General features: G+C 42.7%; 9 protein-coding genes. 5 read left to right on the top strand and 4 right to left on the bottom strand.

The genetic code is table 11. From position 1 onward, the window contains the following. Nucleotides 1–9: 9 nt before the first annotated feature. The 3 genes from AB5903_RS11465 (at nucleotide 10) to AB5903_RS11475 (ending at nucleotide 4414) form a co-directional block, all read left to right on the top strand. The gene (locus AB5903_RS11465; protein ID WP_368117848.1) at nucleotides 10–1917 is read left to right on the top strand and encodes an LptF/LptG family permease; all 1908 of its coding nucleotides are present in this window, start codon (nucleotides 10–12) and stop codon (nucleotides 1915–1917) included. A gap of 7 nt (nucleotides 1918–1924) precedes the next feature. Further along, nucleotides 1925–3139 carry a bifunctional 3,4-dihydroxy-2-butanone-4-phosphate synthase/GTP cyclohydrolase II gene (locus AB5903_RS11470; RefSeq protein ID WP_005652360.1) on the top strand — a complete coding sequence of 405 codons (1215 nt, stop codon included), beginning with the start codon at nucleotides 1925–1927 and terminating at the stop codon, nucleotides 3137–3139. 81 nt (nucleotides 3140–3220) lie between these two features. Beyond that, complete coding sequence (locus AB5903_RS11475; RefSeq protein ID WP_040315509.1) at nucleotides 3221–4414, top strand: pyridoxal phosphate-dependent aminotransferase; 1194 nt, start codon at nucleotides 3221–3223, stop codon at nucleotides 4412–4414. 256 nt (nucleotides 4415–4670) lie between these two features. Here the strand turns inward: AB5903_RS11475 and AB5903_RS11480 are convergent, their stop codons facing one another. From AB5903_RS11480 to AB5903_RS11495, 4 genes are all read right to left on the bottom strand, one after another. Beyond that, nucleotides 4671–4841: a DUF362 domain-containing protein gene (locus tag AB5903_RS11480; RefSeq protein ID WP_004292360.1), complete on the bottom strand. Its 171-nt coding sequence runs from the start codon at nucleotides 4839–4841 to the stop codon at nucleotides 4671–4673. A 138-nt stretch (nucleotides 4842–4979) separates the two neighbouring features. Beyond that, the gene (locus tag AB5903_RS11485) at nucleotides 4980–6071 is read right to left on the bottom strand and encodes a sensor histidine kinase KdpD (RefSeq protein WP_005652353.1); all 1092 of its coding nucleotides are present in this window, start codon (nucleotides 6069–6071) and stop codon (nucleotides 4980–4982) included. Further along, a complete protein-coding gene (locus AB5903_RS11490; RefSeq protein ID WP_005652351.1) occupies nucleotides 6068–8002 on the bottom strand; it encodes a sensor histidine kinase in 1935 nt (644 codons plus the stop codon). Before AB5903_RS11490 ends, AB5903_RS11485 begins: the two co-directional genes overlap by 4 nt. Nucleotides 8003–8092: 90 nt before the next feature. Beyond that, entirely contained in the window at nucleotides 8093–9916 is a 1824-nt protein-coding gene (locus AB5903_RS11495) for a DNA polymerase III subunit gamma/tau (protein WP_005652349.1), read from the bottom strand. A 140-nt stretch (nucleotides 9917–10056) separates the two neighbouring features. Between AB5903_RS11495 and AB5903_RS11500 the strand changes: the two genes are divergently transcribed. Both AB5903_RS11500 and AB5903_RS11505 read left to right on the top strand, forming a co-directional pair. Continuing rightward, nucleotides 10057–10365, top strand: coding sequence for a septum formation initiator family protein (locus AB5903_RS11500; RefSeq protein ID WP_005652348.1), 309 nt, complete (start codon nucleotides 10057–10059; stop codon nucleotides 10363–10365). After that, nucleotides 10362–10700 carry a hypothetical protein gene (locus AB5903_RS11505; RefSeq protein ID WP_005652346.1) on the top strand — a complete coding sequence of 113 codons (339 nt, stop codon included), beginning with the start codon at nucleotides 10362–10364 and terminating at the stop codon, nucleotides 10698–10700. Before AB5903_RS11500 ends, AB5903_RS11505 begins: the two co-directional genes overlap by 4 nt. Nucleotides 10701–11659: the final 959 nt, after the last annotated feature.

Here is an 11659-nt window from a genome sequence, read left to right on the forward strand (position 1 = left end):
ACAAGTAAAATGCTGCGCATAAAAAAGTTAGATATATTTATTTTAAAGAGCTTTTGCATGCTCTTTATGGGCACTTTCTTTATCTGCCTTTTCATCTTCATGATGCAGTTTCTGTGGAAATATGTAGACGAAATGGTGGGAAAAGGATTGGAGATGAATGTTCTTGCCCAATTTTTTTTCTATTCGGCGCTGACGCTGGTGCCGGCTTCATTGCCTTTGGCTATTTTGCTGGCAGCTCTTATCACTTTTGGCAATTTTGGAGAGCGGTTTGAATTGCTTGCCATGAAAGCGGCAGGTATTTCTTTGCTTAAGATTATGCGTCCGCTGATAATTTTCATATCCATTATTTGCTGCGTTTCCTTTTATTTTCAGAATGTTATTGGCCCTAAAGCGCAGACTAAGTTATGGACATTGCTGGTATCCATGAAGCAGAAGTCGCCCGAAGTGGACATTCCCGAAGGAGTATTTTATGATGAGATAGACGGGTATAACCTTTACGTAAAGCATAAAAACCGTAAGACAGGTATGCTGTATGATGTATTGATTTATAATTTCGAGAAAGGGTTTGAGAATGCGCAGATTATCAAATCGGATTCCGGCAGATTGGAAATGACAGCGGACAAACAGCATCTTTATCTTCACCTTTACAGCGGTGAGCAGTTTGAAAATCTGAAGTCGCAGAGTATGAATCAGAAAAATGTGCCTTATCGTCGGGAAGCGTTCGTTGAGAAGCATGCGATTATAGAGTTCAACTCGGATTTCAATATGGTGGATGCCGGATTTATGAGCAACCAATCCAATAGCAAGGACATGAAAATGTTGCAGGCCGGCATTGATTCTATGAAGGTGCAGAACGATAGCATCGGGCGTACTTATTATAAAGAGGCTATGGCGAGTACTTATAAGGCGACCTCCAATACGCTGAGTAAGGCTGATACGATAAAAATAGAATCTGCAACTTTGGGTAGCTACGATGTGGACAGTCTGTTTAATGTGGCTACTTTAGTGCAGAAACAGAAGATAATGTCTACGGCTGTCAGCCGTGCGGAGAGTGCTGCAAGTGATTGGAGTTTCAAGGGTTTCAATATATCGCAGACGGAAAACAGTTTGAGGCGCCATATGACTTCCTGGCACGAGAAACTGACGCTTTCGTTGGCATGCCTTATTTTTTTCTTCATCGGTGCACCGTTGGGTGGTATCATCCGTAAAGGCGGTTTAGGCATGCCTGTAGTAGTGTCCGTGCTTATTTTTATCATCTATTACATTATCAACAATACGGGTTATAAGATGGCTCGTGACGGTAAGTGGATTGTGTGGATGGGTATGTGGACCAGTACAGCTGTGCTGGCGCCATTGGGTGCATTCCTTACTTATAAATCCAATAATGATTCGGTGGTGCTGAATGCTGATGCCTATATCAATTGGTTTAAAAAGATAGCAGGTATTCGCAGTGTCCGCCATTTGTTCCGGAAAGAAGTGATTATTCACGATCCTGATTATGTACGTTTGCCGGGAGAACTTCAGCGGCTGTCGGCGGATTGCCGTGCGTATGCCGAAAAGAAAACTCTGATGCGAGCACCCAATTATTTCAGATTATGGATGAACGATGCGCCACACGATGAGGAGGTGGTGGCTCTCAATGAACGGTTGGAAACTTTGATAGACGAGATGTCTAACACAAGGTCTATACCGTTGTTGACAGCATTGAATAATTACCCGGTAATAGCTGTTCATGCCCATGTGCGTCCTTTCCGTAATTATTGGTTGAATATGCTGTGTGGAGCGATAGTGCCTGTCGGCTTGTTCTTTTACTTCCGTATTTGGGCATTCCGTATCCGCTTGAATAAGGACATGGAGCGGATTATCCACACAAACGAAGAGATACAGAATATTATAAAAGTCAATCAGAATAAATAATAAAGATATGGAAAAAGTAAAGTTAAATACGATAGAGGAGGCCATTGAAGATTTTAAGGCTGGCAATTTCGTGATTGTAGTCGATGATGAAGATCGTGAAAATGAAGGCGACTTGATTATTGCAGCAGAAAAGATAACATCGGAAAAAGTGAATTTTATGCTGAAGCATGCACGTGGAGTATTGTGTGCTCCGATTACGGTGTCTCGTTGCAAAGAGCTGGATTTACCTCATCAGGTGACGGACAATACCTCGGTATTGGGTACTCCTTTTACGGTGACTGTCGATAAATTAGAAGGTTGTACAACCGGTGTTTCTGCAGCAGACCGTGCTGCAACCATTCAGGCACTGGCCGATCCGCTTTCCACTCCGGCTACTTTCGGTCGCCCCGGACATATCAATCCTTTGTATGCGCAGGAGAAAGGGGTATTACGTCGTGCTGGTCATACCGAAGCTACGATTGATATGTGTCGTTTGTCGGGTTTCTATCCTGCCGGCGCGCTTATGGAGATCATGAACGAAGACGGTACGATGGCACGTTTGCCCGAATTGCGTAAAATGGCAGATGAATTTAATTTGAAACTGATTTCTATCCGCGATATGATAGCTTACCGTTTGCAACAGGAATCTATCGTAGAAAAAGGTGTAGAGGTGGATATGCCGACAGAGCATGGACATTTCCGCTTGATTCCTTTCCGTCAGAAGTCCAACGGATTGGAGCATGTGGCCTTGTTTAAGGGTACTTGGGCTCCCGATGAACCGGTGTTGGTGCGTGTACATTCTTCCTGTGCTACGGGGGATATATTCGGTTCCATGCGTTGTGATTGCGGCGAGCAGTTGCACAAGGCGATGGAGGTGATAGAAAAAGCCGGTAAAGGAGTTATCGTATATCTCAACCAGGAGGGTCGGGGCATTGGTCTGATGGAAAAGATGAGAGCGTATAAACTTCAGGAAGACGGTATGGATACAGTAGATGCCAACATTTGTCTCGGGCATCTGGCAGATGAACGCGATTATGGTGTGGGGGCTCAGATACTGCGTGAATTGGGGGTGCATAAGATGCGTCTGCTTACAAACAATCCGGTGAAACGTGTCGGTTTGGAAGCTTATGGTCTGGAGATTGTAGAGAATGTACCGGTTGAAACTACTCCGAACCAGTATAACGAGCGTTACTTGCGTACGAAGAAAGAGCGTATGGGACACACTCTCCATTTTAGTAAGTAACTGTCTTTTTGTTTTATTATATCAAAGAAAATCGTTTATTTTGCAACCGGATTTGCATAACAACCATTAAATAGAAATAGAATGAACCAATTATCAGACCGTTTGAATAGCTTGTCGCCCTCTGCGACGCTGGCTATGTCTCAAAAAAGTGCAGAGTTGAAAGCTCAAGGTGTAGACGTAATTAATTTAAGTGTCGGAGAACCTGATTTTAATACACCCGACCACATTAAAGAGGCTGCAAAAAAGGCGATAGACGATAACTTCTCTCGCTATTCTCCCGTTCCGGGTTATCCAGCTCTACGTAATGCTATCGTAGAAAAATTGAAGAAGGAGAATGGTCTGGACTATACAGTTGCGCAAATTTCTTGTGCTAACGGAGCTAAACAGTCGGTTTGCAATGCCATTCTGGTATTGGTGAATCCAGGTGATGAAGTGATTGTGCCTGCGCCGTATTGGGTCAGCTATCCTGAAATGGTAAAGCTGGCAGAAGGTAAGCCGGTGATTGTCACAGCGGGCATCGAGCAGGACTTCAAGATTACACCGGCTCAATTGGAGGCTGCTATTACGCCAAAAACAAAAGCACTAATTCTCTGTTCTCCTTCCAATCCTACGGGGTCTGTATATAGCAAGGAGGAATTGGCCGGATTGGTTGCCGTGTTGGCAAAGCATCCGCAGGTAATTGTCATAGCTGATGAAATTTATGAACATATCAATTATATTGGTAAGCACCAGAGCATTGCACAGTTCCCTGAAATGAAGGATCGTACAGTGATTGTAAACGGTGTTTCCAAGGCTTATGCCATGACAGGCTGGCGTATTGGTTTCATTGCAGGACCGGAATGGATTGTAAAGGCTTCTAACAAATTGCAGGGGCAGTACACATCAGGGCCGTGTTCTGTATCTCAGAAAGCCGCTGAAGCTGCTTATACGGGAACGCAGGCTCCGGTGGAAGAGATGCGTAAGGCTTTTGAACGCCGTCGCGACCTTATTGTGAAACTGGCTAAGGAAGTACCGGGATTCGAAGTAAATGTACCGGAAGGTGCTTTCTACTTGTTCCCGAAATGTAGCTCATTCTTCGGTAAGTCTGCCGGTGACCGTAAGATTGAGAATTCGGATGATTTGGCTATGTACTTGTTGGAAGTAGCTCATGTAGCTTGTGTAGGCGGCACATCGTTTGGTGCTCCCGAATGTATTCGCATGAGTTATGCTACCAGCGATGAGAATATTGTGGAAGCTATTAGCCGTATCAAGGAAGCATTGTCAAAGCTGGTATAATCTTTTGATGACAGAAGTTCATCTCAGGTGTATGGGGTGTAACTCTGCAATATAAAAAGCCAACTAATTCACGTTTGAAATGTATTGTGGATTGGTTGGCTTCTTTGTATATTTAGATATTTCACGCAAAAAGCGGGTTTGGCCAGTATAGATAAAGATGTATATTTTTCTTCTTGGCACTGAGTCTTTTTAGTACTGAAATAAAAAGGCCCGATTTCATTGAAACCGAGCCTTTTTTCTTTTTCTTAGGATTGTATTATTCTCCCGGATGAATTGCTTCAGAAGGGCAAACATCTGCACAAGTACCGCATTCAGTACAAGTTTCAGGATCGATAGAGTAGATATCGCCTTCAGAGATAGCGCCTACCGGACACTCGTCGATACAAGTTCCGCAAGCAATACAATCGTCACTAATTACGTAAGCCATTTTCTTTAATTTTTTAATTATTAGTACTAATTGATTTGGCAAAAATAGTTGTTTTCTTCAATACTTGCTATCAATCTTGATTAAAAACATTTAATTTGTATCTTGTCTAAATAACGGTTGAGGTGAATGTACATATAATCAGGTTATAAGCGCTGGATATGTGAAAAATATAATCGGATTATTTTCACAGTTCTCTACACGATAACTTCCGTTGAAATGTTCAAAAAACAATAGATTGATTTTTTGTAATATAGCTTCTTTTTGTGAGGCAAATGCCGAATCAGCAAGTGGACTGTTGTCTATTCGGGAGTTTATTTCCTGTTTTTTCCGATTGTAAACCAGTTGCATACCTATTCTTCTTGGCTTTTTGCACTCTACAGGATAGAGTAGCATGCTGGAAATTATTTGTGTGAAGCGGCTGACATCCGTGTATATGATTGCATTGTTCACATCGGCTTGAAGCTCCAGATGTATATATCCTTCACTTCGCATCTGCACCAGATAGGGGAGTTCGTTGCACCACTCTTGCACATTGCAGTTCTGTAGCTGAAACTTCATCATGTTGGCTTCCAGACGTGAAAGGTCTAATACGTTATTCACAAGTTGGATTAATTCAGCCGAGTTGCTTTGAATGATGCCGGAGTATTCTCGTTTTTCCTTTTCGTTCAGGTTCCCGTCTTCGGTCATAAGTTGCGAGAATCCTACTACATTATTTAAGAGTATACGGATGTTGTAACTCATATTTGTCAGAAAGTGGCTTTTTATTTCATTGGCTTCTTCGGCAATGGAGGTTAATCTTCTGATTTCTTTTTCATTCTTTTGCAGCCGTTTCCGGCTTCGGTATATATGGATATTGGAAAGTAGTAGAGCTAAGATAATGATGACTGAGATGTATAAACAGGTTTGATGAAACATACTGTGTCTTTGTTCTCTTTGCAGTATGAGCTTATCCATGTTGTAGAGTGAAAGGATTTCTTCCATCTGGGAGTTGGTAATAAGATTATATAATGAGTCTTTTGACTTAAGGCTGCTCTTATAATATGTAAGTGCTTCATCTGGTTTTCCGGTTTTTACCAAAGAATCGGCTTTTCGGATGCCGTTGTTTATGCATCTCTCTATTTCAATAGAATGCTGGTGGAGCACGGAATTCTGGCTTTGTACATCGGCATTGATAATTTGTACGGACAGGAGTAGGATGAGTAAGGTTGGTATGATAAATGATCTTTTCATGCGTTATTCTCCTTTTGGGGGTTAGTGGACTGTGATTGCCGGATGGGGTGGGTGAAGAAGAAGCGTGAGCCGCCTGTATAGTCGGAGTCAATCCATATTTTTCCGCCGATATGTTCAATGATAAGCTGACAGATGGAAAGTCCCAGCCCGCTTCCTTGTGCATTTTCATTTAGTTTCTCGAATCTTCGGAAGATTGCGGCTTGCTTCTCTTTAGGGATACCGCAACCTGTATCTGTGACAGAAAAGAGCAGCTCTTGTTCCGATTGCTTCCTAAGCTCCAGGATAATGCTACCCTGCGATGTAAATTTGGTTGCATTAATCAGTAGGTTTATCAGCACTTGCTGCAAACGTGCATCGTCTGTCTCTATATCCATGCTCTCTAATTCGGTTATGAAGCATATGGCTGCCTGAGTCTGTTTTATTTTGCTGACGGTATCGATTACATTTCGGCAAATATTGACAACGTTATATTTGTTGATACAGAATTGTATTTTCCCGAATTCAAGGCTTGATAGATCTATCACATCATTGATGAGTTTCAACAATAACTCGGAATTTTGCAGGATTACTTCATTGCACTGACGACGCGTCTCATTATCCAGGTTTTCTTCGGTCAGTAGTGAGGAGAAGCCGGAGAGTGCATTGAGCGGAGTACGTATTTCATGGCTCATGTTCGAGAGGAATATGCTTTTGGCGGATGTGGCATTTTCGGCATTGGTGCGCAGGTGTTCCAGCTTTTGTGTAGACAGGGCGATTTCCTGTCGCTGTTTTCTAAGCATGATGGTTATAATAATAAATATGAAGACTAATAGGATACTCCCGGTCAATATGCCAGTGATGAATTTGTTGTGCTCTTCTCTACTGGCTATTTCCATTTGGTCTATCTGATACTTGGCCCGTAGAATATTGATTTGTCGGACATAACCTTCTGCAGTGAGTGTGTCAACAGTGGAATATAATTCTTGATACAACAGGCAGGCGGCCATTGATTTCCCTTGTATCTTATATAGGTATATTGTTTCTTGCGTGATCCATCGGTAATAGGCAGACTGTTTGTTGACCGTGTATTCTTGTCGTAGCTCTTCATACAGCTGCAGGGCTTTGTTCCAATACATTCTGTTCCAGTTGCCCATTGCCCGATAGTAGGCGGCGGTAGTATATTTCAGGTGAAAACAGTAAAACTTTTCAGGATGTATCCGGTAGATGGAATCCATGTTGTGCAGATATGCTGCGGCTTCCTTGAGATAAGCCTTTGAAAGATGTCCGTGAGAGATTGCATAGTTGGCTTTTTCGATATTGGCAAAAAAACTGGTGGCATAGTCCGGTTGTTTCTGAAGAGTTTGTTCTATGTCATGCAATGTTTTTTGAGCCTTTTCCAGTTGTCCTTTACGTTGTAAAGCATTGGATATCTTTAATAAGAGTTGTATCCGGTAGGGATGTTGCTGCGAGAGATGGTTTAATTCCTTTAAAGCATCCTGGTACGAATCCAATGCTTTGTCGCATTGATTGGCTATGGTGTAAGCATCGCCGATGGCTTGGTTGGCAACTGCAATTCCGAACTCATATTCCGTTTCTTTGGCTTCTTCGTACATTAGTCGTGCCCGGTCTATGGCGAGGCTGATGTCGCCTCGTAATGTATAGGCATTGGCAAGTTGCAGTTGCAGCAAAAAGTAGTTTTCGTCATTCCGATTGTTTGTCTTGATGACCGGTAGGATGTTTTCGCTCCAGCAAATGACGCTGTCTATCGGTACGTATTCATCGTAAAGTATTTTTTTTCGAAGAAAAGCTTTCAGCGTATCTAATTTGTTCGGAGTGGCTGAGGCACATATAAAGGTAGCGTATGGTATACACATCACCCACAGCACCATTAATACGGCAACGTCTTTTCTCATTGTTTGCTTTGTTTGTCTATTATTGGCAAAAATAAACATAAAAAGCGATATGCAAAATAAAATATAATGCTTTTATTTTCAATAAGTTGTGACGTGTATGTGAATATTGAGCCTCTTTACTTATAATGCTTAGTAAAGTTCCAATCCGAATTCGTCTTTCAATTGTAAAAGAGCATTGTTTTTCTGAACCATCATTTGGAATTTTTCAACACGGCCGTACGCGCGGACTTTCTCAGTGGGAGTGCTGATACGTACACTCATGGTTACCTTGCGGTTTTTCAGGCGGGTACGTAGGTACTCTTGTAATTGGGGAGTCATTGAGATAAATTCTTTAGCCACAATTTCATTATCTACGACAGCTTCAAAAGTAGTAGCATTTAGTAGAGTGACGTGCATATTCTGCATGCGTTTGGCAATGGCTACTTGCTCTTTGGGCATACGTCCTGCATACTCTTGCCAATAGTAGTTTATGTCTCTTTCATTGAAGATGTAGTCCTCTTCCGGTTGTGCTGTTTGTGGTGTGATAGTGGCTGTAGCCGTATTTTTTACCTCTTCCTCGGCTTTCGGGCGTTTAATGGATACGCCAAGTCCTGACATTTTTATAACCGGAATTTTCTTTTCTTCTTTGCCTTGTGCCAGCAAGATGGAGGTAGGGGTGGCGTGCGAAGCAGTATTTGCTGTTGTGGCGGTAGTGCCGGTGGAGGGAGCAACGGTAGGAACTGCTTGCGGTTTAGCTATGACGGGTGCTTGCGGCCGGGGTACAGCGGGAGTAGCCTGTGGCTGTTGAGTGGCTGCAGGCTGTGTAAATATAGGTTTCATGACTTGTTTAGGGCTGTGCCCATTAGCTATGTCGTCTCCTTCGGCGGTTATTTGTGCCACCTGTATTAAAGTGAGCTCTACCAGCAATCGTTTGTTTTTGCTGGCGCGATAGTTTAAATCACAGTCGTTGCACAATTTCATGGCACGGTAAAGGAAGGGTAACGGACATTTTTGTGCCTGCGTTTGATAACGTTGCCGTATGCTTGCTCCCACTTCAAGCAGGGGAAGAGTGGCGGGATCTTTACTTACCAGCAAATCGCGGAAATGCGAGGATAGCCCGGTGATGAAATGGCTGCCGTCGAATCCTTTGCTCAATACATCATTCAGCAGTAATAGGGCATCGCCGACTTTGTTCTCAAGAAAATGGTCGGTCAGTTTAAAGTAGTACTCGTAATCCAGTACATTCAAATTTTCGATTACGCTTTGGTAGGTGATGTGTCCGCCGGTAAAACTCACTACCTGATCGAATATGGACAAGGCGTCGCGCATACCACCGTCAGCTTTCAGTGCGATGACGTTCAGTGCCTCCGGTTCGGCGGTAATGCCTTCTTTGGAAGCTACATAGGCCAGATGTGCTACGGTATCTTCCACACTGATGCGGTTGAAGTCGTATATCTGGCAACGCGACAAGATGGTTGGCAATATCTTATGCTTTTCAGTAGTGGCAAGGATAAATATGGCATGGCGGGGAGGTTCTTCCAATGTTTTCAGAAAAGCGTTGAAAGCGGAAGCCGACAACATGTGCACCTCGTCAATGATGTATACCTTGTATTTGCCTATCTGGGGCGGGATACGTACCTGTTCTACCAATTGCCGGATATCGTCTACGGAATTATTGGATGCAGCATCCAACTCGTGAATATTGTATGAGCGCTGTTCGTTGAATGCTGTACACGATTCGCATTGGTTACAAGCCTCTCCCTCTGCAGTGGGACTCATGCAGTTGATGGTTTTGGCAAAAATACGTGCACACGTCGTCTTTCCAACGCCACGCGGACCGCAGAACAGATAAGCGTGTGCCAGTTTGCCTGTGGCGATAGCATTCTTTAAGGTAGTAGTCAAAGCGCGTTGTCCTACTACCGACTCGAAGGTTGAAGGGCGGTATTTTCGTGCCGAAACGATATAATTTTCCATATTCAGGGTATTCTTGTCACTTATATAGCGTGCAAAGGTTGTATGGTTTATCTTTGCTTTTGTGCAAATGTACGCAAAAAAAAGAAAATTCTCAGTTATTCGTCTTATCTTTGTGCTCAAAGAAACAATAACTGGATTACATGGATAAACTTGCTTCTCTTTGGTTGTTTGTCCGCAGACGTAAATATCTGATAACGTTTGTGCTGTTTGTCGTACTTGTCGGATTTCTGGATGAAAACAGCATTGTGCGTCGTTTGGGGTATTATCGTGAGGAAACGCGTTTGCGCGGGGAGATAGATAGATATCGTGCGGAATATGAGGAGAATACCCGTCGTCTGAATGAACTTGCGGTCGATTCAGGAGCTATTGAGAAGATAGCCCGTGAAAAGTATCTGATGAAGAAACCCAATGAAGATATTTATGTATTCCAAGAAGATATAGAAGAATGAAACAGTTGATACCCGCCCTCTTTGTTGTAGGAGCCGTAATGCTTCTGATAGGAGCTGCCGTTTATGTCACAGGTTGGCAACTTTCGCCTTATATATATACGGTAGGTGCTACATTTGTTGCTTTGGCGCAAATAAATTCACCTTCGCAATATAAAACTCCTACTATTAGGCGTCTGAGACGCCAGCAAATATTTGGTGCATTGTTGTTGGTGCTTACCGGAGCTTTTATGTTTTTTACGCGTGGTAATGAGTGGATTGTTTCACTGACTATCGCTGCTATTCTTGAGCTTTATACATCCATACGCATCCCGCAGGAAGAGGCTAAAGAACAATGATTGCATGAAAACACGAGGATGGTTTTCATAAAAAAAAGGCTATCTCTCCCAGACAGCCAATCTTTTTGTTAACCTTAAATCTAATACTATGAAAAACACATTGCAAAGTTATTCTATTCCTGGTATTATCCAATATTTTTTCTGGAAATCTGTTGTTTGGTAACACGGTTTATGAGACTGTTGCTTCTGTTAACATTTAATACAACGTGCGTCTTTCTTTAACAGGTTTGTTGGGTTGTGGCTTGCTTCGTGTTTTCCAGGCTGTCAGCCGCCTTTCTCCTTTTTTATGTGTCTGTTCTTTTGCTGTGCCGTTGTTTTTTTGTATCTTTTTCTCTGCCGTTTTTCTGTTTGTATTTCTTTTCCTTGTATGTGTCCGTATTGTTTTCTTCCTGTGCCGTTAGTCCTGTTAGCCTTTTTCTTGTGTCCGACACCCGGGTGTCGTGCATACCAAGACCCGGGTGTCAGACGTGCCGAGACCCGGGTGTCGAACATGTCAAGACCCGGGTGTCATACAATGCCCTTCCGTATCTCCGTGTTTTCTTTCAGCCTTCCGTTGTTTCTTTCCACGCGCATGCGCATATATTATAATGTGTCCCTTTTGTTTGGCTTTTCATCCTCCTTAAAAAATATGTTCTTCAACACATTTGTCAATCAGCGTTTTATAAAAATGTTCAAGAGAAACTCGAAAAAATCCCCTGATATATTTGGTGTGTATGTTATAAAGTCCTACTTTTGCACCCGCTTTCGAGAACGGGAGCAGCGATGTTTTGACATTCTGACAGGAACGGTGTAGGAACTCTTACCTATTTCTTCTGCTTGGGGCTTGTTTCTTTCTGAATATTTCCTTTTGAAAAAGCAGAATGAAAAAAAACTTCCGAAAACATTTGGAAGATATGAAATAAAGTTCTTACCTTTGCACCCGCTTTCAAAAAGTAAGCAGCGTTGGTTGACACTTTTTC

The organism is Bacteroides sp. 2201st1_D9_2201SCRN_220225 (assembly GCF_040928965.1).
Lineage (GTDB): Bacteria > Bacteroidota > Bacteroidia > Bacteroidales > Bacteroidaceae > Bacteroides > Bacteroides stercoris.

Coding starts and splice junctions, on each gene's coding strand:
- AB5903_RS11495 (WP_005652349.1), bottom strand. CDS start 9,916: ATGGAAAATTATATCGTTTCGGCACGAAAATACCGCCCTTCAACCTTC.
- AB5903_RS11465 (WP_368117848.1), top strand. CDS start 10: ATGCTGCGCATAAAAAAGTTAGATATATTTATTTTAAAGAGCTTTTGC.
- AB5903_RS11505 (WP_005652346.1), top strand. CDS start 10,362: ATGAAACAGTTGATACCCGCCCTCTTTGTTGTAGGAGCCGTAATGCTT.
- AB5903_RS11470 (WP_005652360.1), top strand. CDS start 1,925: ATGGAAAAAGTAAAGTTAAATACGATAGAGGAGGCCATTGAAGATTTT.
- AB5903_RS11480 (WP_004292360.1), bottom strand. CDS start 4,841: ATGGCTTACGTAATTAGTGACGATTGTATTGCTTGCGGAACTTGTATC.
- AB5903_RS11490 (WP_005652351.1), bottom strand. CDS start 8,002: ATGTTTATTTTTGCCAATAATAGACAAACAAAGCAAACAATGAGAAAA.
- AB5903_RS11475 (WP_040315509.1), top strand. CDS start 3,221: ATGAACCAATTATCAGACCGTTTGAATAGCTTGTCGCCCTCTGCGACG.
- AB5903_RS11485 (WP_005652353.1), bottom strand. CDS start 6,071: ATGAAAAGATCATTTATCATACCAACCTTACTCATCCTACTCCTGTCC.
- AB5903_RS11500 (WP_005652348.1), top strand. CDS start 10,057: ATGGATAAACTTGCTTCTCTTTGGTTGTTTGTCCGCAGACGTAAATAT.